This window comes from Flavobacterium sp. RSB2_4_14, assembly GCF_051547085.1.
GTDB lineage: Bacteria > Bacteroidota > Bacteroidia > Flavobacteriales > Flavobacteriaceae > Flavobacterium.
Genome location: NZ_JBPTTL010000001.1, coordinates 904581 through 928380 on the forward strand (window position 1 = coordinate 904581; position 23800 = coordinate 928380).

General features: G+C 31.7%; 20 protein-coding genes and 2 tRNA genes. 12 read left to right on the top strand and 10 right to left on the bottom strand.

Features of this window, described 5'->3' with window-relative positions:
* The first annotated feature begins 12 nt into the window (after positions 1-12).
* Positions 13-774 carry an alpha/beta fold hydrolase gene (locus tag ACSVH2_RS04105; protein WP_438091884.1) on the top strand — a complete coding sequence of 254 codons (762 nt, stop codon included), beginning with the start codon at positions 13-15 and terminating at the stop codon, positions 772-774.
* Between the two features lie 54 nt (positions 775-828).
* On the opposite strand, the gene ACSVH2_RS04110 is transcribed toward ACSVH2_RS04105, so the two are convergent.
* Entirely contained in the window at positions 829-1647 is an 819-nt protein-coding gene (locus ACSVH2_RS04110; RefSeq protein WP_438091885.1) for a T9SS type A sorting domain-containing protein, read from the bottom strand.
* An 88-nt stretch (positions 1648-1735) separates the two neighbouring features.
* Between ACSVH2_RS04110 and ACSVH2_RS04115 the strand changes: the two genes are divergently transcribed.
* From ACSVH2_RS04115 to ACSVH2_RS04135, 5 genes are all read left to right on the top strand, one after another.
* On the top strand, positions 1736-2080 hold the full coding sequence (locus tag ACSVH2_RS04115; protein WP_438091886.1) for a phage holin family protein: 345 nt from the start codon (positions 1736-1738) through the stop codon (positions 2078-2080).
* A 91-nt stretch (positions 2081-2171) separates the two neighbouring features.
* The gene (tig, locus tag ACSVH2_RS04120) at positions 2172-3500 is read left to right on the top strand and encodes a trigger factor (RefSeq protein WP_438091887.1); all 1329 of its coding nucleotides are present in this window, start codon (positions 2172-2174) and stop codon (positions 3498-3500) included.
* A 183-nt stretch (positions 3501-3683) separates the two neighbouring features.
* Positions 3684-4370, top strand: a complete 687-nt coding sequence (locus ACSVH2_RS04125) for a ClpP family protease (RefSeq protein WP_438091888.1) — start codon at positions 3684-3686, stop codon at positions 4368-4370.
* 77 nt (positions 4371-4447) lie between these two features.
* Positions 4448-5683, top strand: a complete 1236-nt coding sequence (gene clpX, locus ACSVH2_RS04130; protein ID WP_438091889.1) for an ATP-dependent Clp protease ATP-binding subunit ClpX — start codon at positions 4448-4450, stop codon at positions 5681-5683.
* Between the two features lie 92 nt (positions 5684-5775).
* On the top strand, positions 5776-6825 hold the full coding sequence (locus ACSVH2_RS04135) for a Fic family protein (protein WP_438091890.1): 1050 nt from the start codon (positions 5776-5778) through the stop codon (positions 6823-6825).
* 72 nt (positions 6826-6897) lie between these two features.
* On the opposite strand, the gene ACSVH2_RS04140 is transcribed toward ACSVH2_RS04135, so the two are convergent.
* From ACSVH2_RS04140 to ACSVH2_RS04150, 3 genes are read right to left on the bottom strand one after another with little or no spacing between them, the layout of a single operon-like run.
* Positions 6898-7044: a hypothetical protein gene (locus tag ACSVH2_RS04140; protein WP_438091891.1), complete on the bottom strand. Its 147-nt coding sequence runs from the start codon at positions 7042-7044 to the stop codon at positions 6898-6900.
* A 4-nt stretch (positions 7045-7048) separates the two neighbouring features.
* A complete protein-coding gene (locus ACSVH2_RS04145; protein WP_438091892.1) occupies positions 7049-8575 on the bottom strand; it encodes a GH3 auxin-responsive promoter family protein in 1527 nt (508 codons plus the stop codon).
* A gap of 39 nt (positions 8576-8614) precedes the next feature.
* The gene (locus tag ACSVH2_RS04150; RefSeq protein WP_438091893.1) at positions 8615-9226 is read right to left on the bottom strand and encodes an N-acetylmuramoyl-L-alanine amidase family protein; all 612 of its coding nucleotides are present in this window, start codon (positions 9224-9226) and stop codon (positions 8615-8617) included.
* An 88-nt stretch (positions 9227-9314) separates the two neighbouring features.
* Here ACSVH2_RS04150 and ACSVH2_RS04155 point away from each other — a divergent pair, with 88 nt between their 5' ends.
* On the top strand, positions 9315-10109 hold the full coding sequence (locus ACSVH2_RS04155) for a DUF2797 domain-containing protein (RefSeq protein ID WP_438091894.1): 795 nt from the start codon (positions 9315-9317) through the stop codon (positions 10107-10109).
* A gap of 70 nt (positions 10110-10179) precedes the next feature.
* On the opposite strand, the gene ACSVH2_RS04160 is transcribed toward ACSVH2_RS04155, so the two are convergent.
* Positions 10180-12780: an AsmA family protein gene (locus ACSVH2_RS04160; protein ID WP_438091895.1), complete on the bottom strand. Its 2601-nt coding sequence runs from the start codon at positions 12778-12780 to the stop codon at positions 10180-10182.
* A gap of 178 nt (positions 12781-12958) precedes the next feature.
* Here ACSVH2_RS04160 and folK point away from each other — a divergent pair, with 178 nt between their 5' ends.
* Positions 12959-14092 carry a 2-amino-4-hydroxy-6-hydroxymethyldihydropteridine diphosphokinase gene (gene folK, locus ACSVH2_RS04165; protein WP_438091896.1) on the top strand — a complete coding sequence of 378 codons (1134 nt, stop codon included), beginning with the start codon at positions 12959-12961 and terminating at the stop codon, positions 14090-14092.
* Between the two features lie 4 nt (positions 14093-14096).
* Here folK and ACSVH2_RS04170 read toward each other — a convergent pair whose 3' ends face one another.
* From ACSVH2_RS04170 to ACSVH2_RS04180, 3 genes are all read right to left on the bottom strand, one after another.
* Positions 14097-16232, bottom strand: a complete 2136-nt coding sequence (locus ACSVH2_RS04170; protein WP_438091897.1) for a T9SS type B sorting domain-containing protein — start codon at positions 16230-16232, stop codon at positions 14097-14099.
* Between the two features lie 56 nt (positions 16233-16288).
* Positions 16289-16819: an RNA methyltransferase gene (locus ACSVH2_RS04175; RefSeq protein ID WP_438091898.1), complete on the bottom strand. Its 531-nt coding sequence runs from the start codon at positions 16817-16819 to the stop codon at positions 16289-16291.
* Positions 16820-16935: 116 nt separating this feature from the next.
* On the bottom strand, positions 16936-17409 hold the full coding sequence (locus ACSVH2_RS04180; protein WP_438091899.1) for a DUF1573 domain-containing protein: 474 nt from the start codon (positions 17407-17409) through the stop codon (positions 16936-16938).
* Between the two features lie 153 nt (positions 17410-17562).
* On the opposite strand from ACSVH2_RS04180, the gene mutS reads away from it, so the two are divergent.
* From mutS to ACSVH2_RS04200, 4 genes are all read left to right on the top strand, one after another.
* Positions 17563-20169, top strand: coding sequence for a DNA mismatch repair protein MutS (gene mutS / locus ACSVH2_RS04185; RefSeq protein ID WP_438091900.1), 2607 nt, complete (start codon positions 17563-17565; stop codon positions 20167-20169).
* 142 nt (positions 20170-20311) lie between these two features.
* A tRNA-Gly gene (locus ACSVH2_RS04190) sits at positions 20312-20384 on the top strand.
* Between the two features lie 14 nt (positions 20385-20398).
* Positions 20399-20484 (top strand) — tRNA-Leu (locus ACSVH2_RS04195).
* 50 nt (positions 20485-20534) lie between these two features.
* Complete coding sequence (locus tag ACSVH2_RS04200; protein WP_438091901.1) at positions 20535-20885, top strand: DUF1508 domain-containing protein; 351 nt, start codon at positions 20535-20537, stop codon at positions 20883-20885.
* An 85-nt stretch (positions 20886-20970) separates the two neighbouring features.
* Here ACSVH2_RS04200 and ACSVH2_RS04205 read toward each other — a convergent pair whose 3' ends face one another.
* Both ACSVH2_RS04205 and ACSVH2_RS04210 read right to left on the bottom strand, forming a co-directional pair.
* Positions 20971-21180, bottom strand: coding sequence for a hypothetical protein (locus ACSVH2_RS04205; RefSeq protein WP_438091902.1), 210 nt, complete (start codon positions 21178-21180; stop codon positions 20971-20973).
* Positions 21181-21336: 156 nt separating this feature from the next.
* Positions 21337-23484, bottom strand: a complete 2148-nt coding sequence (locus ACSVH2_RS04210; RefSeq protein ID WP_438091903.1) for a S46 family peptidase — start codon at positions 23482-23484, stop codon at positions 21337-21339.
* Between the last annotated feature and the right edge of the window lie 316 nt (positions 23485-23800).

Here is a 23800-nt window from a genome sequence, read left to right on the forward strand (position 1 = left end):
TCTGAAATTTTTATGTTGTATTCAAAAATAGAAGGCGAAGGCAAGCCACTTATCATAATTCACGGTTTTCTAGGAATGTCAGACAATTGGAAATCATTTGGTTCGCTTTATGCGGCTGAAGGTTTTCAAGTGCATATGATAGATTTGCGCAATCATGGACGAAGTTTTCATTCGGATGACTTTAATTATGAAGTCATGTCTAGAGATTTATTAGAGTATTGCCAGCATTATAATTTAAATGAGTGTTCAATTATTGGACATTCGATGGGTGGAAAAGTCGCCATGCTTTTTGCCTCAACTTATCCTGAATTAGTCGAAAAATTAATTATAGCTGATATTGGTCCAAAATATTATGCACCACATCATCAAGAAATTTTGGCTGGATTGAATGCGGTAAATTTTTCTGAAAAACCAGACAGAGCAGCAGTTGAAGAAACTTTATATCCTTTCATTCCTGATTTTGGCACACGACAATTTTTAATTAAAAGTCTCTATTGGGCAGAACCAGGACAATTGGCATTCCGATTTAATTTACCCGTATTTAATATAAAAATTGAAAGTATAGGTGAAGCTTTACCAGATGATAATCGTTTTGATAAACCAACACTTTTTATCCGTGGCGGAAATTCACGTTATATTTTAGATACTGATTTACCCGAAATTCAAAAACAATTTCCTAATTTTAAACTCGTAACAATACCAAATGTTGGACATTGGTTACATGCTGAAAACCCAAAAACCTTTTTTGAAGAAACTATTAAATTTTTAAAATAAAAAAATCCCTTTTCAATTTGAAAAGGGATTTGAGTTTTAACTAGTTTAGTTTAACTAGTTTTTGATGATTTTTTTAACAACTTTACCTGAATCGGTATCAATGTTCATGATGTAAACGCCAGAGTTTAATTCTCCAATATTCATTTGAACTTCAGTGAGATTATTAACTTTCATTGTTTTAACTATTCTTCCGTTAATATCGGTAATATTAACATTTGTCAAAAGAATATTAGAAGTGTTTGATATGTTAACTAAGCTTGTTGCAGGATTAGGGTAAGTTGAAAATTTATTTGATAAAAAATCACTAATACCCAAAGTTCCGTCTACAAGAAAATCATCAATTGATAAAGAATCGGCATCGTTTGCAACATATTGGTATCTAATTTGAACATTAGATTGACCTACATAAGGAGTTAAATCTAATTCAACTGCAAGTGTAGCATAGTCAACGTAAACACCTTCAGCTTCTTCAGTCCAAAGAGTAGTCCATGTGCTTCCACCATCTGTAGATACTTTTACAAATAAATTTCCATTAGCAAAAGGAGCAACCATGTATTCGTAACCAATTTTTGCGTTAAAAGTTAACGTTGCACTTGAATAACCAACTAAACTAAATGAAGGACTTGTCAAATGTGCATCTTGATCTTGTGCAATCCAACCTATACCGGCAGATTTACCGTCAGTAATATTAAATGTAGTTTGACCTGACGCATTAAAAATTACAGTGGTGAATCCCCATGGTCTAGAAGCTACGTTTGTTTCAGTTGTCCATCCAGTTGGAGGGAATGTTGTGCCTTGGAATGTTTCAGTAAGGATTTGTGCATTAGCACTTAAACCGCCAACCAATAAGAAAGAAAGTAATAATTTTTTCATAATTAATTTTTATAAAGATTAGTAAGTAGCAAATATAAAAATATTTTAATATTTTAGCAATAAATAGTAAATTTTAACAACAAAGCCAATGAAACTACTCCTTAGAATATTAATCACAGCAATTTTAGTAATGGCAATTGCCTATATTATGAAAGGTGTAATTGTTGATGAATTCACCACCGCATTAACCGTTGCAATAATTTTAGCATTATTGAACTTTTTTGTTAAACCAATCATAGTTTTGCTTACTATACCAGTAACCATATTTACTTTGGGATTGTTTTTGTTAGTTATTAATGCCATAATGATATTGGTTTGTGATCATTTTGTAGATGGTTTTAGTGTTAATTCTTTCTGGACAGCGATGTTGTTTAGCATCATATTATCCCTTTCACAATCATTGGTTTACCAAATCACTGGCGATACAAAATAAACCACGAATAATCAATAAAATAAAAACTTGGTTGGGTTGTATAAATGTTATAATTTTGCAACCCAATTTTAGTATGTAAAAAACACAAGAAATGAACATCACAAGAAATAATGTAGACGCATTAAATGCCTTAGTTACAGTAGAAATAGCTAAATCTGATTATGCTGCCAAAGTAGAAAAAGTATTAGCAGATTATCGTAAAAATGCTGCTATTCCTGGTTTTAGAAAAGGAGCAGTTCCAATGAGCTTAATTCAAAAGCAATACGGAAAAGCAATACTATTGGAAGAAGTAAACAAATTGTTGCAAGATAATTTGAACAAATATTTAGTTGAAGAAAAATTAGATATTTTAGGGAATCCATTACCAAAAGTGACCGAAGATTTCAATTGGGATGTTGAAAATTATAAGTTTGAATTCGAATTAGGATTAGCTCCAGAATTTTCAGTTGATTTAACAGCAAAAAATGATTTGGTACACTATAAAATTGTGGCTGACGATAAAATGTTGAATGACCAAGTGGCACGTATCCAAAAGCAATATGGGAAACTTATTGCTAAAAACACAGTTGAGGAAGGAAATGATGTTTCTGGAATTTTTGCTAACGAAGAGAAAGGTATTAATAACAGAACGACACTTTCGTTAGATGTTTTTGCTGATAAGAAAACGGCAAAAGAATTCATTGGTAAAAAAGTAGGTGATGTTATCACACTGAATACAAAAGGCTTATTTGATGATGATCATAAATTAATGGATTTCTTGGCTGTTGGTCATGATGATGTTCACGGATTGGATATTGAAGTAACTTTCACCATTGACGAAGTGACAACTCACGAACCAGCTGTTTTGGATCAAGAATTATTCGATAAATTATTTGGGCCAAAAGTAATTACATCGGTAGATGAGTTGAAAGCTAAAATCAAAGAAGATGCGGAGAAACAATTTGCGCAACAAGCAGATCAAAAATTCTTAAACGATGTTACTGAGTTTTTAATTGCCAATACAAAATTTGGTTTACCAGCTGAATTCTTGAAAAAATGGATACAAACTGCAGGCGAAAATCCACTTTCTGCTGAAGAAGCAGAAGCAGAATATGCAAAATCTGAAAACGGTTTGCGTTACCAATTAATTGAAGGTAAAATTATCCAAGAAAATAATTTGCAAATCACTTTTGAAGACTTAAAAACTTTCACTTCTGAAGTTATCAAAAAGCAAATGGCTCAATTTGGACAAATGAATCCAACTGATGAAGATGTTCAAGGAATTGTGGCTCGTGTGATGTCAAATCAAGATGAAGTAAAACGTTTGTCAGAACAAGTGATGAATGAAAAAATGCTAAACTTGTTTAAAGAAAAAGTAAAAGCAAAATCAAAAGAAGTTTCTTATGATGATTTTATCAAAGCAATGTACGGTGAGATTTAATTAGAAAATTCATTATATTTGAGCGTCAAAATCAATTTGATTTTGACGCTTTTCTATTTTTTGTCACAATGTCATATGCAATTTTTAGGCACGACCTTTGACTTAAATTAAGTAGAAAATTAGTAAGTTTACGGTAACCACTTTAAACTTTTAAATACATAAACTTTTAAACATAAATTTAAAATGAACTTCGGAAAAGACCCAAGAGCTACACAAGAAATGGCGAAGCAATTTAAAAACTTTGCAATAAAAAAACATGGCGTAAATAGCTTGTATTACGATAAAATTGTTGGCAGTATGACGCCTTATATTATTGAAGAACGTCAAATGAATATTTCACAACTCGATGTTTTCTCACGTTTGATGATGGATAGAATCATCTTTATGGGAACAGGTGTTGATGATTATATGGCCAATATTATTCAAGCACAATTATTGTTTTTGGAAAGCGTTGATGCTTCAAAAGACATTCAAATTTATATCAATTCTCCAGGAGGAAGTGTTTACGCTGGATTGGGAATTTATGACACCATGCAATACATTCGCCCTGACGTAGCTACAATTTGTACTGGAATGGCAGCTTCAATGGGTGCTGTTTTACTTTGTGCCGGTGCTGCAGGAAAACGTTCGGCATTGCCACATTCAAGAGTAATGATTCACCAACCTTCTGGTGGAGCATCAGGAGTTGCAACCGATATGGAAATTAACTTGAAAGAAATGTTGAAACTGAAAGATGAGTTATACCAAATCATTTCCCATCATTCAGGGCAAACTTTTGATAAAGTTCACAAAGATTCTGAACGCGATTATTGGATGATTGCTGATGAAGCAAAAGAATATGGAATGATTGATGAAGTATTAAGAAGATAATTCTAGTTATCAGTTATCAGTCTCAGTTTACAGTTATGTAACTGCGACTTATTACTGTGACTGTCAACTAAAAAAAAATGGCAAAACAAGTATTAGAATGTTCCTTTTGTGGAAGAAAAAAACCGGAAACCAATTTATTGATTGCCGGAATGAATGCGCATGTTTGTGATAGATGTATTGAGCAAGCACATGGAATAGTTTTGGAAGAATTGAAAGGAACGAAAGCTTTAAATAAGCCTTCGAATGATTTAGTTTTGAAAAAACCAAAAGAAATTAGAGCTTTTCTTGATCAATATGTTATTGGACAAGACCAAACCAAAAAAGTCATGTCTGTTGCAGTATACAATCACTATAAAAGATTGATGCAATTGCAACACGAAGAAGATGTTGAAATTGAAAAAAGCAACATCATTATGGTTGGTCAAACGGGAACAGGAAAAACATTGGTTGCCAAATCTATTGCTAGAATGCTTGATGTTCCATTGGCTATTGTTGATGCTACGGTTTTAACTGAAGCGGGATATGTAGGTGAAGATGTAGAAAGTATTTTGACGCGTTTATTGCAAGCTGCTGATTATGAAGTGGAAAAAGCAGAAAGAGGTATTGTTTTTATAGACGAAATTGATAAAATTGCTCGTAAGAGTGACAATCCATCCATAACTCGTGATGTTTCTGGTGAAGGTGTACAACAAGCGTTATTGAAATTATTAGAAGGAACGGTTGTAAATGTTCCGCCAAAAGGAGGAAGAAAACATCCTGATCAAAAATTTATTGAAGTAAATACACAAAATATATTATTTATTGCTGGTGGTGCTTTTGATGGAATTGAAAGAATAATTTCAAAACGATTGAACAGAACTGCAGTGGGTTATAGTACTTCTAAGAATACTGATAATATTGATAAAGATAATTTGTTACAATACATTATTCCAAAAGATATTAAAGATTTTGGTTTAATTCCCGAAATTATTGGTCGTCTTCCAGTGTTAACTCATATGGATCCATTGGATAAGGAAACGTTAAGAGCGATTTTAACCGAACCAAAAAATGCATTAATCAAACAATATGAAAAACTATTTGGAATGGATGATGTAAAATTCACTATTTCCAACGAAGCTTTGGATTATATTGTAGATAAAGCTTTGGAATACAAACTAGGCGCAAGAGGATTGCGTTCACTTTGTGAAGCCATTTTAACCGATGCGATGTATGAATTGCCAAGTTCAGATGAAAAAAAATTACATATTGATGTTGATTATACTCATGATGCTTTAACTAAAAATTTATTAAAGCGTTTGGAAATAGCTTCATAAAAAATTTCAAGCTCAATTAAAAGTCAAATAAAGCTCAAAAATATATGTTTTTGAGCTTTATTTATTAAATTTGTGAGCTCAAAGCAAATGTTATGGCAATGATTAAATTCGATTTAGAAAAGGGAATACTAGATTATATCAAAAAGCATCCTAATAGTTCTTCGAAAGAAATTTATGATGGACTTGGAAATGTAGTTGCTTTTGCCACTATTAAAAGATCGATTGTAGCACTATTAGATAAAAATTTTATTACTACAATTGGAAGAGGTAAATCAACAAAGTATACCATAAGTAAAGGGTTAGCTGTTTTATTTCCAATTGACATAGAAACTTATTTTGAAAAAGAGATTGATGAGCGAGAAATTAAAGAAACATTTGATTTTAATCTTATAAGTGAAACACTGAATTCGATTTCATTATTTACTAATGCTGAAATTACAAAATTATCACTTCTACAAAATAATTTTAGAGAAAATATATCAAAACTTACGGCGGTTGAATACAATAAAGAATTTGAGAGATTAGCTATTGATTTAAGTTGGAAATCTTCCCAAATAGAAGGAAATACTTATTCGTTGTTAGAAACAGAAAAATTATTAAAGGAAAAAGAAACTGCAGCAGGAAAGACTAAAGATGAAGCTATTATGTTATTAAATCACAAAGTTGCTTTAGATTTTATTCTAGAAAATAATGATTATGTAAATCCTCTTTCTGTATCTCGAATAGAAGATATCCACAGTCTCCTTGTAGAAGGTTTAGGCATTGATAGAAATATAAGGAATAGACGAGTTGGTATTTCAGGAACCAATTATAAGCCAATTGATAACGCATTTCAAATTAAAGAAGCATTAGAAAATATGTGCTTGCTTATCAATACTAGAGAAAATGTTTTTGAAAAGGTATTTCTATCCTTAGTTTTACTATCTTATATTCAACCTTTTTCAGATGGGAATAAGAGAACAGCAAGAATAATTAGTAATGCCATATTAATTAATAACCAGTATTGCCCTCTATCTTTTAGAACAGTTGATTCTATCGATTATAAAAAAGCAATGCTTATATTTTATGAGCAAAACAACATTTCAGCTTTTAAAAAGATATTTATTGACCAATTTGAATTTGCTGTAAAAACATATTTTTAATTACTTAGAAATACGTTATTAGAGAAACAGCAAATAGGAACAGTTTAACTGAAAACTCCTTATTGGAGTTTTTTATGTATTCAATTGTTTTGGGAATTTTTTTTCTAAAACAGGTTTTTCGCCATCAATAGAACATCTACTTGGTCCACAACCCAATCTTTTTGGTCCACATGAAGTTAAAAAACCTAATACTATCAGCAGCAAAAATATTTTTTTCATAACATTAATTTTTCACTTTAACTTGCATATCCTTCAACTGTTCCAAATAATCTCTTTGGTTGGAAAGTCTAGGAATTTTATGTTGTCCACCCAATTTGTTGTTTGCTGCCAACCAGTCGTAAAATAAACTTGGTCTTGCAACGTTTATTTTTAATTGATTTAATGTCATGTTATTATAACGTTTTGCTTCATAATCAGAATTTAAAGATTGCAAAGTCTCGTCTAATATTTTTGTAAAAGTATCAATATCTTCTGGTTGTGTTTTAAATTCAATCATCCATTCATGAGCGCCTTTTTCTTTGACTTTCATAAAAATAGGAGCAACCGTGTAGTCAATAACTTCTGATCTTGTAATTTGACATGTTTTAGCAATAGCTCTATCAGTATTTTCAACCATCAATTCTTCGCCAAAAACATTAATATGATGTTTGGTTCTTCCTGAAACTCTAATTCTATATGGCTCTAAAGAGGTAAACCGAATAGTGTCACCAATCATATAGCGCCAAAGACCAGAATTGGTTGTAATGACTAAAGCATAGTTTTTAAACAATTCAACATCAGCCAATCGTATTATTTTTTGATTTGGAGTTCCAAAAGTATCCATTGGGATAAATTCGTAGAAAATGCCATAATCCAACATCAATAATAAATCATTCGAATAATTCAAATCCTGAATGGCAAAAAAGCCTTCGCTGGCATTGTATATTTCGTAATACTTGAAGTTATTTTGAGGTAATATCTTTTGATATTGTTCTCTATAAGGTTCAAAATTCACACCACCATGAAAATAGACTTCTAGATTTGGCCACAAATCAAAAAGATTTTCTTTTCCCGTTTCGGTTAAAATTCTGTTGAGCAAAACCAACATCCACGATGGAACACCAGCAAAACTAGTTACATTTTCAGCTTTGGTTTCGTTAATGATAGCCGTAAGTTTGGTTTCCCATTCGCTCATCAGCGAAATTTTGTTGCTAGGTGTGCTACTGAATTCAGCCCAAATAGGCATGTTTTCAATCAATATGGCAGACAAATCGCCAAAATAGGTGTTGTTGTTTTCATAAATTTTAGAACTTCCGCCAAGACGCAAACTTTTACCTAAAAACATATCGGAGTTTTCATTATTGTTCAAATACATACACAGTAAATCTTTACTCCCTTTAAAGTGACAATCCTCCAAAGCTTCATTGCTCACAGGAATAAATTTACTTTTGGCATTCGTAGTACCACTCGATTTGGCAAACCATTTTATAGGCGTATTCCAAAAAACATTTTGCGCACCTTTTCGAGTAAGTTCTATCATTGGCTCCAAATCTTCATAAGTAGAAACTGGAATTCTTTCCGCAAAAGTTTGATAAGATTTAATACTTCCAAAATCATATTTCTGACCAATAACCGTTTCTTCAGCTGATCGAATCAAGTTCATCATCAATTCTTCCTGAACTTCATGAGGATATTTCAGAAACAACTCAATCTGATGAATACGTTGTTTCAAAACCCAAGAAGCGATAGAATTTATTATTGGAAATGGCATTTTAAGTTGCGATTTACGATGTTATAAATATGAAGTTTTTTATTTCAAATCAGAAACAAAGTTTAAAATGGTTTGTGCAATTTGGGTTTGACCTTCTGAACTTGTAATATATTTTCTATCATTTTCATTTGATATAAAACCCATTTCTATAAGAATTGCAGGAACTTCTGATTTTTTTAAAACGGAAAAAGGAGCTGTTCTTACACCACGATTTTTTAATGGTGTGCTTTTTTCAAAATTCATTACGAGTTTTTGAGCCAGTTCATTTGATTTTTCGTAAGCAATGGATTTATCGGATACAAAAACTTCAAAACCATTTGTTGTAGTATTTTTATTTTTATTTACATGTAATGAGATTAGTAAATCTGGTTTAATAGCATTTGTAAAATCCACTCTTTTCTGTAATTCTATGAAAGAATCATCTTCACGAGTGAAATGAATTTTGATATTTTTATCAATGTTTAATTCGTTTATTTTTTTTGAAATACTATTGGCTAAATCTTTTTCATAAAAATCATTTTGGTCAGCACCAAGATCATGTCCACCATGACCGGCATCAATAACAATTGTAATCGTTTCTTTTTCAAAAGAAACAAATGATAATGTCACAAAGGCAACAACGAGTAAAGTAACTTTTAATAGATTTTTCATGATAAATAAGATTTGGTTAAACATTACATAGTTAACGCTAATATACTAATTTTATTATATTTTTATCAAAATTTCTGAAATCACTGTTATGACTTACGAAGGTGTATTAACAAAAATGCAAACCGAATTCTCCAATCCCATTCAGTATTATTTGGTTTTTGAGAATAGTTTTTTGAATTTAAACCAATTGTTAGACAAATCATTTGAAATTTCTTTTCAAGGATATCAATGTTTGAATTGTGGTAAAAAGAAAAAAATATTTCGTCAAGGATTTTGTTATGATTGCTTTATGAGTTCAGCATCGGCAGGCGATTGGATTATGAAACCTGAATTAAGCACAGCACATTTGGATATTGAAGATCGAGATTTAGACTATGAAAAAAGAGTACAATTGCAGCCACATATAGTTTATTTGGCTTTGTCAAGTGAAGTAAAAGTAGGTGTTACAAGAAAAACACAAGTGCCAACACGCTGGATTGATCAAGGCGCAGTGAAAGCTATTCCAATCGTAGAAGTTCCTAATCGCTACTTAGCTGGAATTACCGAAGTAGCGCTAAAAAGTCATTATGCTGATAAAACCAATTGGCAAAAAATGCTCAAAAATGATGTACCACAAGTTGATTTATTAAATGAAAAAGCTAGTTTGAAATACCTTATTCCAAAAGAAGTTCAAGGATATTATGATCTCAATGCAAATGACTTGTATGAATTGCATTTTCCAGTTCTAGAATATCCTAAAAAAGTAATCAGTTTAAACCTTGATAAATCACCCAATTTTTCAGGAAAACTAACCGGAATTAAAGGGCAATATTTGCTTTTTGAAGATGGAACTGTTTTTAATGTACGAACTTTTGAAGGTTATGTAGTGAAGATTTCTGTGTAGTTTAAATTATTTAGCCACTAATTCACTGATTAAAATTAATTTTTGAAATCTGTGAATTAGTGGCAACTTTCTATTTTGGAGTTGTTTCTGATTTAGTTTCAGTTTTTTTAGGTTTTTTAAACAATCCGTTCAGTAATTCGTTTGCTTTTGTTTTTACATCCGTTTTTACATCTGTTTTTGTGGTGTCTGTTTTTGGTTTGGTAGCATTAGAAATAATAGAATTCAAAGAATTTGTTCCTTGATTAATCAATTTTTCTTTTTGTTGTTTCACCAAATTATTGACTAATGTTGTAGTGGCTTGCTTCATATCTGTAGTCACAGTTGGATTTTTAAAACTTCCAGTTAGCATCGCATTTATTGGAATAGTTTCAAATTTTTTAGCATCGGATGGCGACAATTTTGCAATTAAACTATTGATTTCTGTACCTAAATATTTGGCAGGAACATCCAGTTTTACATTGTAATTCATCAATTGATCAAAACCATGTGTTCCTCCAATTGTTGCTTTAATATCTTGGTATTTGATATCAAATGGTTTCACATTCACTTTTCCATCTTTAAAAGTAATTGCCGCTTTCAAATCATTCAAATTTAATTTTTTCAAATCTACAAATCCCAATTTATCATCCAAAGCCGTTAGCATGGTTGAATTGCTCGCATTTATGGTAGTTGAAAGTAATTGACCAAGCAAATCACCAGTTAAACTTTTCAAATCGGGTGTCATTTCATTTTCGTTCAAATTACCCGAAAGTTTTATTTTAGAATTCAATTTACCATTGATAACACCTGCAATTGGGGCAATTTTTTTCATCATTTCCAATTGTGTGAATGTTTGTAAAATATCAACATTATTCAAACCCAAATCCATATTGAACTTTGGTGTTTTTTCTTTGGTTGAAACAGCACCATCAAATGCTATTGAACCACCAAAAATATTGGTTTTACCATTTTCTAAAGTGACTTTTTGGTCTTTGATAATTAGTTTTCCTGAAACATCTTTTAGGATTAAATTATCATATAAAACGGTATTGGCTTTTGCGGTTAAGGTACAATTCAGGAAAGCCGGTATTTTCATGGCGTCAGGTTGTTTTTTTCCTGTTTTTGTAGCGTCATCGGCTGTCATAAAATCAGCTACGGCAAATTGATTGGAATTTAAATTAAAGTTTCCTTTCAGTTCTTGATTTTTAAATATAAAGCCGTAGAAATTTTCCAAAACACCAGTAATAGCCATATCGCTATTTCCAGTTGTGGCATTGAACTGTTGTAAATTCACACGACTCGGATTAAAGGCCATCAAAGCACGACTGATTTTCATGGTTTTTCCATTTTCATCTGTATAATTGAATCCAGTTAAATCAATAGTTCCAGCATTTTTTATTCGGGCATAATCACTTTTTTCTACCGACTGCATATCAAATTCTGTGGTTACATCGGCTTTTAAGATTCCAGTTAATGGTTTGTCTAATTTAATAGGATAGGCTTTTGTTACATTATTTAAATTAATAATTCCTTTCAGTGCAGCGTTCACCAAAGCATTTTCGGAAATATTTTTAATATTCGCTTTCGCATTAAATACATCTTGATCTATTTGGAATGATAATTTGTCCAAATTCACATAAGTATCTTTCATCACGCCAGTTTCGTTAATGATTTTGGTATCGATGATGATATTTTGAACTGATTTTGGTAAATTGGGATATTGGAAAGAAGCATTGTTGGAGGCAATTTCAACATTAAACTTAGGAACTGAAGTGTTAGAATACAATCCTTTGGCAAAACCTACCACCGTAAAATCGCCACTAGTTTTCACGTCTTTCAAATTGCTAGAATATTTTGCTGGCAATAATCCTAAAAAGTTTTTAAACGAAGAAGTTGGGGTTTTAAATTTTAAATCATAGTCTTGTCCAGCATCAACTAATTGAATGTAACCATCAAATTCCAAAGGCAATTCATTGATTTTGGCTTTGTTTTCTTTAAAAGTGTATTTGCTTTTGTTTAAATCAATTCCGAGAACAGCATCTAACGAAACAAGTACATTATTCATGTAATTCACTTTATCCATGTCAAGGGAAACTTTGGCTGTAGTTTTTGTAACCAAATCTAAATTAGATGATGCAAAATCTCCTGTTCCTTCATGGTTTATACTGTCGATAACCATTTTGATTTTTGACTTTTCATCGTAATACTTAAACTTGAAGTTTTCAACATCATATTCTTTGATTTTCAGCGAAAGTGGTTTGCTTTTTCCCTCTTCTTTTCCTTTATCTTTCAAGGCAATGTCATAATTTCCTATGCCGTCTTTGTTGAAAATTATATTTATTAAACCATTTTTTGATGAAATTCCGTCAATTTTCATCGGTTCGTTATCATTGTTAAACAACTCTTTGATGGACATTTTCAAACTCAATTCTTCAAAAGCTACCAAAGTATCTCCTTCAAACGGTGCTTTATTAATTATAGAAAGTTTGTCGATGGTAACACTGGCGTTTGGGAAATTTTTAAATAAGCTCAAATCAGCATCCGCAAAAGCTACTTTTGCATCCACTTTTTCATTGATTGCTGTTTGAATTTTTGCTTTGATTTGGTCTTTAAAGAAATAAGGAACAGCAAATGCCGAAACCACTATTAACAACAAAATAATTCCAATAATTTTTACTATTTTCTTAAGCATGATAACAAGGGTTTAACTAGTATTAGATATAACAAAAATACGGTCTTTTCGGGTTAAGTGCTAGTAATTTATGTAAGTTTTATGATTTCCAATAAATATGAATTGTTGAGAAATTGTTATTAACAGTGACTTTATTTTACACTTATTCTGAAATACTTTTAGTTAATTTGTGCTTCTTATGAATAAGCAGCATCAAGTCATTTTATCGTTAGGAACAAATCAAGGCAACCGTTTGGAAAACATGGAGCGTTGCATTGATAGTTTGCACAAAGAAATTGGAACTATTATCCGAGTTTCCAAACTTTATGAAACACCTTCATGGGGTTTTGAAAGTGAAAATTTTTACAATTGTGCGGTAATTATGAATACGCATAAATCGGCGCACCAAGTTTTAGAAGAAGTGTTGCTTTTAGAAGAAGCTTTAGGAAGAATTCGTCAAGATGCAGAAGGTTACCAGGCTAGAGTTATAGATATTGATGTTATTGCATTTGATGAAGAAATTATTGCTTCTGAAAAACTGAAAGTGCCACATCCTGAAATGCAAAATCGTTTGTTTGTTTTGTTGCCAATGCAGGATTTGAATTTAGATTGGCGTCATCCTATTTTGCAGAAATACCTTCATGAATTATTAGTGCTTTCGGAAGATAAGAGCAACTGTAAAGTGGTTCAAAAGATAGAGAGTCCAATTGCCAAAATTAAACTCGACCATTTTAATTATATCGCTATTGAAGGAAATATTGGTGCTGGAAAAACTACACTTACTAATAAATTAGCCGAAGATTTCAATGCTAAAATGGTTTTGGAACGTTTTGCCGACAATCCCTTTCTGCCAAAATTTTATGAAGACCAAAACCGTTATGCTTTCTCGTTGGAAATGTCTTTTTTGGCTGACAGATACCAGCAAATTTCCGATGATTTAGCCCAGTTTGACTTGTTTAAAGATTTTATTGTTGCCGATTATCATATTTTTAAATCTTTGATTTTTGCCAAAGTTACTCTTGCCGAAGACGAATTTCGTTTATACAAAACCATGTTTGACATTATTTATAAAGAAATGCCCAAACCTGATTTGTATATTTATTTATACCAAAGCACAGAACGATTGCTTGTAAACATTAAAGAAAGAGGGCGATCTTATGAACAAGAAATTCCGGCGGAATATTTAGAAAAAATCAATAGCGGATATTTGGATTATATAAAATCTCAGAAGGATTTGAACGTATTAATCATTGATGTTACCGATAGAGATTTTCAAAATAATCAAGAAGATTATATTTTTGTTTTGAATGAAATTCAAAATAAACTCCAATAATATTTTATCGTTTTAAACTGAAATGCCCTTTTTGTTCAGGTATTGTTTCACTTATTTTAGCAACAAACCAATAATCATCGCTTGGCAATAATTTTCCATTAAGTGTTCCGTCCCAAAGAGGATTTTGAGAATTTAAAACAACAATTAATTTCCCATATCTATCAAAAATGGAAACTTTTGGATGGTTGTAATAACTCATTCCTTTGATACTCCAATAATCATTAAACCCATCACCATTTGGTGTAAAAAAAGGTGGATATGTTATATGTGAAAAAATATAATCATCAAATCCACAATTGTTCTTGTCGTTTGCGTAAGCAAAATAAATTCCGCCAATGGGCAAGTAAAAAGTATTTGATGATTGATAGTTAATCCCATCAATAGAATATTCAAAATCACCTTGATTGGTTTCGATGGTAACAAAATTATTTAGAATAGTTACACCAGAAATAATTGGAGATTCATTTATGTTTACGGTGAAGTTTTGGTTGGTTGAACACCCAAAACTGTTTGTTATTTCCACTGAAAAAATTCCTTCCGTCGAAACCAAAATATTTTGAGTAGTTTCACCCGTTGACCATTCATAATCCATTCCGGATATTCCCGCTGTGAGCATCGTATTTTTTCCTTCACAAATTGTTATTTCAACATCGCTTACTGTTGGTAGATTTGGATTTACAGTAACATTTACCATCGTTCTTGGAATGGAAAAACAGTTATTGTTATCAGATTCTACATAATAAGTTGCGGAGGAATTTAGGATTGGAGTAGTAAAAGGATTTCCAGTAAAAATTGGCGAAGACGATGCTAAACTATTATACCATTTTACTGTTCCAATGGAACTATTTGCATTCAGAACTGCTGAATTCCCTTCACAAATTGAAATAGTGTTATTGATTGTCAAAATGGGTCTTTCATAAACAATTACAGTTAAAGGCGTTCTGTTAAAAGTTGTACAACCAATTGGAAAAGCATCAAGATAATAGGTTGTAGTTGTATTTAGAATTGGTGTTGTAAATGAATTTCCTGTTGCAATTGGAATTCCTCCAACTTGGTTTTCGTACCAGTAAACTGTTCCTCCAGTTGCAGTGGCATTCAAAGTTAAAGAACCCGAGTCGCAAATTCCATAACCGGCAACTGGATTTATCGTTGGAATTGTAATAGTTGAACTAGCTGAAATATTTAAAATTGGATCACCAGGCATTCCTCCATATTCAACGATATACCCTTTGGGTTGATAATCTCCACTTGCTCCACCAACATTTGATAAATCATTCCACGAACCCGGAATTCCTACTACAGGTGCAGTTATGTGTGCATAATCTTCATCACCAGCATTATTTGGTTCACCATTATTCCATTTTGCAAATGATGAGGTAAAACCATTTATACCACCATTCCAAAAAATGACTCCAAGTTCTGGTCCTGTCATCCATCGCCAAACTCCTTCAAATGCTTCATCACTACCGCCAATCCAACCTGCGCCAGCTGCTTGTTCACCAGAAAGTTGAGCTTCATCTGCCGATGCTATTGTTGCCAAATATCCTTGAAGTCCATAGTAAGAACTGTTTTCTGCAGCAATTTTAGCATTTGACCAAGTTATTCCAATATTGGGAACATATTGATAATAATGATTTGTTGAAGGTAAATAATTGGCTTGACCAACAGTAATAGAAAACGTTCTTGTTCCAGATGGATTAGTTGAATTATTTTGAAAAACAACATCCTTAACCGCTGCAATTATTTCAGCATATGTAGGTTGGAGAGAGATTCCTGTTAAAGTTAATTTTCCAAATGCTTGATTCCAAGAAGAAGTAATGTTTGGATGAATTCCAGTTAACATTAAAATGTCTTGAGAAGAAATATAGCCCGAAGAAATTTGAATATATATGGCGTCAATTCCTGTGTCATCAGGATCAACAATATTGAAATCAGTAACTATTTTGGTTTGGCTTTGTGGACAATAAATTTGATTTCCCACTGCAGATAAAATCGGAGCAATGTTTGTTAGTGGATTTTTTATTTTGTTTTTTTGCCAAAAAATAGAATGTAAGGTGCTTGTTTTCAACGTGTCAATTGTTGGATTATTTCCAAAACCAAATTGAATAACAAAGAAAATAAGTAAGACCGTTTTTTGCATTGTTAAAAATAGAGAAAATAAATTTTCCAGACTTTTAAAAAAGTCTTAATAATTTGTTAGAATTTCATTTTTTGAAATAAATCCCAAACTACAATTCCAGCACTTACCGAAATATTTAACGAATGTTTTGTTCCTAGTTGCGGAATTTCAATAGAACCATCGCATAATTCTATGGCTTTTTGAGAAACACCATAAACTTCATTTCCAAAAACTAAAGCGTATTTTTTGTTTTTCTCTACTTGAAAATTTTGAAGAAAAGCAGCATTTTCTACTTGTTCGATAGCAAAAACAGAAATATTTTCTTTTTTCAAATTTTCAATTACTTCTGTAACTTCTTTTTTATATTCCCAAGCAACTGTTTCGGTAGCTCCAAGAGCTGTTTTGTGAATTTCTTTATTAGGAGGAACGGCTGTGATGCCACATAGGTATATTTTTTCTATCAAAAAAGCATCGGCAGTTCTAAAAACGGAACCAATATTATGAAGACTTCTAATGTCATCAAGAATAATGATAATGGGTGTTTTTGTAGCCTCTTTAAAAGCTGTTACTGATTTTCTTTCTAATTCTTTGTTTTCTAGCTTACGCATCTTTTTTTATTTCAAATAATTTGACATATCTGTCAAGAGTGGCAAAGATATTCAAAAAAAAACTCGCCTCATTTTTAAAACGAGACGAGTTTTTCTTGAATTATAATTAACTAAAATTAGCTTTTTACTGGAGTTGCTCCTTCTGTAGCAGGATCTGGTAAAACGGTTCCTTTGATAGTAAGAACTTTAGTTTCTTGTCCAACAGCATTTGATTTTACAGTAACGGTTTTAGTAAATGGACCAACTCTATCAGTTGCATATTTAACACCTATTTTCCCTTTTCCACCTGGAGCAATTGCGCCTTCAGGTTTAGTAGGAACTGTACAACCACATGAACCTTGAGTACTTTCGATAGTTAATGGTTTTGTACCGTTGTTTACAAATACGAATTCTCTGTTACCATCAGCATTGTGAGGGATTGTTCCATAATCGATAGTTTCATTTTCGAAAACCATTCCAGCACCATCCACTTTTGGAGTTTCAACTTTAGCAGCAGGAGTTTCTTTTTTTACAGCTTTTTTTGCCGTTTGAGCATTTGTTGTTGCAACACCGAATACAGTAATTGCAGCTAGTAGTATTAATTTTTTCATTTTGATAATTTTTTTAAGTTTCTGGGACAAATCTATTTAAAAAAGAAAGTGGTATCAATTTTTTTATCTTAATATTAAATTAATTTTTTTTACGATGTCATTTCATTCTAAAATATTTAAATTCGCTTTCACTAAAAATTAAATCAAAATCCATTGTCAGCCAAAGAAACACCTATCAAGGAAACTCCATTAATGAAACAATACAACGAGATAAAAAGAAAATATCCCGATGCATGTTTATTATTTAGAGTTGGCGATTTTTATGAAACTTTTGGTGAAGATGCTGTTCGCGCATCCAAAATTCTCGGTATTGTTTTAACAAAACGTGGAGCAGGTTCAGAAACAGAAACGGCACTAGCTGGTTTTCCGCATCATTCTTTAAATACCTATTTGCCAAAATTAGTAAAAGCTGGATTGCGGGTTGCTATTTGTGACCAACTTGAAGATCCTAAAATGACCAAAACTATCGTTAAACGTGGTGTAACCGAATTGATAACACCGGGAGTTTCAATGAATGATGAGGTGTTGCAATCCAAATCAAATAATTTCTTGGCTTCCATTTATTTTGGAAAAAAACAATTAGGTGTAGCTTTTTTAGATGTTTCTACCGGTGAATTTTTGACTTCTCAAGGAAATGAAGAATATATTGATAAGTTGTTGCAAAATTTTAGCCCGAGTGAAATATTAATTCAAAAAAACAATAAATCTCAATTTAAAGAAGTTTTTGGAGATAGTTTTAATGTTTTTTACCTCGAGGATTGGGTATATAAAGAGGATTATGCACTTGAAACTTTGACCAATCATTTTCAAACTAATTCCTTAAAAGGTTTTGGTATTGAAGAATTGCAAGATGGAATTATCGCTTCGGGTGCTGTTTTATATTACTTATCAGAAACACAACATAATAAAATTCAGCATATAAGTAATATTCATCGAATTGCTGAAGATGCCTATGTTTGGATGGACCGATTTACTATTCGAAATTTAGAATTGTATCATAGTCATTCTCAAAATGCAGTAACACTTTTGGATGTCATTGATAGAACACTTTCCCCAATGGGTTCAAGATTGTTGAAACGCTGGTTGGCATTGCCTTTAAAAGACATTCATAAAATTAGAAATCGTCATGAGGTAGTTTCTTATTTGAAAGATAATCAAGAAATTCTTCAAAAAATACAATATCAAATCAAACAAATTTCAGATTTAGAACGTTTGATTTCCAAAGTCGCTACTGGAAAAATTTCACCACGAGAAATAATTTATCTAAAAGAATCTCTTGATGCTATTATTCCAATCAAAAATTTAGCATTGGCAAGCACACAAGAAGCGGTTAAGGTAATTGGGGATAGTTTGCATTCTTGTGATTTGCTTCGCGAAAAAATTAAAATAACACTCAATCAAGAAGCTCCAGTTGCCATTTCTAAAGGAAATGCTATCGCAATAGGTGTAAATCAAGAGTTAGATGAATTAAGAAATATAGCGTTTTCAGGAAAAGAGTTTTTAGAAGGAATTGAGAAAAGAGAGTCGGAGTTAACTGGAATTTCATCTTTGAAAATTTCTTTTAATAATGTTTTTGGTTACTATATCGAAGTTAGAAACACGCACAAGGATAAAGTACCAGCGGAATGGATTAGAAAGCAAACATTAGTTAATGCTGAAAGATATATTACAGAGGAATTAAAAGAATACGAGACTAAAATTTTAGGTGCAGAAGAAAAGATACATCAAATAGAATCTCAATTATTTGAACAATTAGTCAGTTGGATTGCCACATACATTAAGCCAGTTCAGTTAAATGCTAATTTAGTCGCGCAGTTAGATTGCCTGACTTCATTTGCACAATTAGCAATCGAAAATAATTACGTATGCCCATTATTAGACGAAACATTTGAATTAGAAATTACTAATGGTCGTCATCCAGTTATTGAAAAGCAATTGCCTGTTGGAGTTCCATATGTGCCAAATGATGTTTTTTTAGACAGAGAAACACAACAAGTTATCATGATAACTGGACCTAATATGTCTGGTAAATCAGCTATTTTAAGGCAAACTGCTTTGATTGTTTTATTAGCACAAATGGGAAGTTTTGTTCCTGCCGAAAAAGTGAGAATGGGAGTTGTTGATAAAATTTTCACACGTGTTGGAGCAAGTGATAACATCTCGATGGGCGAATCTACTTTTATGGTAGAAATGAATGAAACAGCATCTATTTTAAATAACATTTCAGATAGAAGTTTAATATTTTTAGATGAAATTGGTCGTGGAACAAGTACGTATGACGGTATTTCTATTGCTTGGGCTATTGCCGAGTTTTTACATGAAAATCCAGCAAGGCCTAAGACCTTATTTGCAACACATTATCACGAGTTAAATGAAATGAGTGAGTTGTTGCCAAGAATTCAGAATTATAATGTTTCGGTAAAAGAATTGAAAGAAACCGTGCTTTTTATTAGAAAGTTAGTCAAAGGAGGAAGCGCTCATAGCTTTGGTATTCACGTGGCAAAAATGGCTGGAATGCCACAAACCGTTATTCAAAAAGCACAAAAATTACTCAAAAAGCTCGAAAAAAACCATTCAAACGAATCTCTTAATAAGATTAAGAGCACTAAAGATGATATGCAACTCAATATTTTCAATCTCGACGATCCCTTATTAGAAGAAATTAGAGAAGATATTTTGAGTTTAGATATAAATACATTAACTCCTGTTGAAGCATTAATGAAGTTAAACGAGTTGAAAAAGATTTTATTAAAAAAGTAATTATACGCCATATATTTTGCAAATCAACACATTAGATTTACTAGAAGTTTTTTTCAAAAAAGGTTTGTATAATTCAATTTTAGTATTACATTTGCATCCGCAATACGGTACAAGTGTTGTCGTTCTAACAAATGTTTTGAATGCGAAAATAGCTCAGTTGGTAGAGCGCGACCTTGCCAAGGTCGAGGTCGCGGGTTCGAGCCCCGTTTTTCGCTCAACTACTTATAATGCTCGAGTGGTGAAATTGGTAGACACGCTGGACTTAAAATCCAGTGAACAGCAATGTTCGTGCGGGTTCAAGTCCCGCCTTGAGTACAAAACCTCTAATGTAATGTTAGAGGTTTTTTTATTTTATAAAAATTCTTATGGGTACTTTTGTTATCAGTAAACGAGTTAGTGATTTGTATAAATTTGAGTTTGTCTCCAGAAAAGGGAAGACAATTTTTATTAGCGCAAATTATGAACTTCGTTTTGAATGTGAAGACACAATTGAGGTTTTGAAACATTCAATAGACAAATGTGTCTTTCTTAAATTTAAAACCGCCAAAGGGAAATGCTTCTTCAAATTGATGATGGATGAAAAAGTTTTAGCGACTAGTCGAAAGTATTCTACAGAGTTGATGATGCAAAAAGGAATTGAAGAAATAATTAAATATGGGGCAAAGGCTGAAATTTTAGATTTTTCAGCAAGCAATTCGATTTTTTCTGATATTTAGAAAGGACAAGTTGTTTTTCTTAAACTCGTATAAAAAAAGAAAGCCACGCATTGCGTGGCTTAATTTCTTACTGTAATTTTAAAAATTACTTAGCTGGAGCAGCTGGAGCTTCAGTAGCTGGAGCAGCAGCAGTTGTGTCAGCAGCTACAGCAGCAGTATCAACAGCAGCAGTAGTTGTATCAACAGCTTCAACAGCAGTTGTGTCAGCAGTAGCTTCTGCAGCAGCATCAGCTTGTTTACAAGATACTACAGTTAATGCAGCAACGATAGCTAAACTTAAAAATACTTTTTTCATCTTACTTAATATAAAAGGTTAATTATTAATTCGAGGCAAAGATATAAATTTTTTAATAGGTTAAATTATTTTTTCAACTTTTTTTCAAAAACCTATGTTTTGCTCTGATTTTATTTAACAACAATCATGCCAAAACCAAAAATAATGTTAAAAATATTATTTTTTCTTTCCGTCAGTAACGATTTTCATTTCTTTAATCAGGTTTTCAGCACCAGCATACTTATCTACAATAAATAAAACATAACGTATATCTACCATTATGTTTCTACAAATATCTGGAGAATAATAAATATCACTCATGGTTCCTTCCCAAACTCTATCAAAATTTAAGCCAATTAGATTACCGTTTGCATCGAGTGCAGGACTACCTGAATTTCCACCAGTAGTGTGATTTGTTGCGATAAATGCCACAGGCATTTTTCCTTGAGTAGCATAGGCACCATAATTTTTTGCATTGTATAAATCAATTAGTTTTTTGGGAACATCAAACTCGTAATCTCCAGGAATATATTTTTCCATTATACCATCCAAATAGGTTATAGGTTCATATATCACGGCATCATTTGGTTTGTAACCTTTCACTTTTCCATACGTTACACGAAGAGTACTATTGGCATCTGGAAAAATACGAGCTGATTTTGGACTTAATTCCAAAATAGCTTTCATATAGGTTCTTTGTGTTGCAATGTTTTTTAAATTTAATTCTTCATATTTAGGAGCTACATTCTTGTTATGAGCATCGGCCATTGCTTTTAAAATTTGAAATCCTTTATCAGCATTTATTTTTTCGATTACTGTTTTTGAGTCTCCTTCTAATAAACTTCTAAAATCTTCTAGTTTAGTTAATTTGGTTGTGCTGTAAATATCATTTGTCAATTGAGCGGCATTCAAGTTTTTTAATTCATTGGGTAAAAATTGACTTGGCAATCTTTTGGCATAAATTGCAATTAATTGTTCAAAAACACTTTTATCTACCATAGCGTTATAATCTTTGTAGAAATCTACAATTCCGTTGGATAAATTATTTTTTCTATCAGTAAAAGCTTGTTCGCCTTTGGTTTTTAAAAGTTGTTCTAATTGATATAAACGATACCCATTTTGTAGTAATTCAGAATTGCGTAATGCTACTTCTGTAAATAAATCTCTTGCTAGAGCAAAGTCTTTTATTTCGGTATAGTTTTTTTGAAAATCATTCAATATGTTACCATATTCTGCTTGTTTGCCTGCTTTATTTACTTTGTCTTGAAAATTAGCTTCAAATTTTTGTTTTACAGCAACAGCATTTGATTTTTTCAAACCTTTGGTTTCGCCAATCCATTTTTTCCAATAATTAGCAACACCGGCATATTTTGAAGCGTATTGAATTTTGATGGCATTGTCTTTTCGCATAAAACCATCTTGTACTTTCAGAGCAGCATCACGTACTTCAATTTTTGCTGGATTTAAAGTGTTCACAATTTGGTCAACGGCAATTGCAGGTAAATATTCTTGTGTTCTTCCTGGGTAGCCTAAAACCATGGTAAAATCATTTTCTTTAATCCCATTTATTGAAATAGGAAAGAAGTATTTTGGTTTATAAGGAACGTTATCTTTTGAATATTCTGCAGGACGATTATTTTTATCTGCATAAATTCTAAACAATGAAAAATCACCAGTGTGTCTAGGCCAAACCCAATTATCAGTATCAGAACCAAATTTACCAATAGAACTTGGTGGCGCACCTACAAGACGCACATCTTTAAAATTTTCGATTACAAAAAGAAGGTATTGGTTGCCATCATAGAATGTTCGGATGCTGTTTTCTTGCCAAGGTTCTTTAGGTAATGTTTTGTTTAAAAAACTAATGTTTTCTTGAATTTTTTTCTGTTTTTCAGCTTCGCTAGATAAATTTGATGTTCCTTCTAAAACTTTTGTAGTGACATCTTCAATTCTAATAATAAACGTTACATACAAATCTTTGTTAGGCAATTCTTCCTCCATTTTGTAAGCCCAAAAACCATTGGTTAAATAATCGTTTTCCACTGTTGAGTGACTTTGAATATTGTCAAAACCACAATGGTGATTGGTTAAAATTAGTCCTTTATCTGAAATAACTTCAGCAGTACAACCGCCATCAAATTGAGGAACAGCATCTTTCAAACTTGATTTGTTAACCGAATAAATATCTTCGGCAGAGATTTTCATCCCTAAGTTTTTCATTTCAATTTCATTCATTCCTTTCAATAAGGACGGTATCCACATGCCGCCTTGTTGTGCTTGGGTTTGAATAACAAATAATAGCAGTAGTAGTTTGATGATTTTCATTTTTTTTGATTTAAAGTAATTTGAAAAGTAATTCTATCATTAACACAAACAATAATGGCAAAACTATGAAAATAGAAAATGATAGTAGGAAAGAATATTTAATTAATGTTTTGTATTTGCCATTATATTTCTTTAAAATAATTAGTCTTTTGTCTTTTTTATAAAAATTAAAATGACAATAAATGTATACAATGATAAAAGTAAAAAATATTACTAATAATCTGCTTGCGCCAGAATAGTCAAAATATTTATACCAATCTACAATACCTTGAACATTTAATCTATATAACAGATACAAAGGTGGAATTAAAATTAA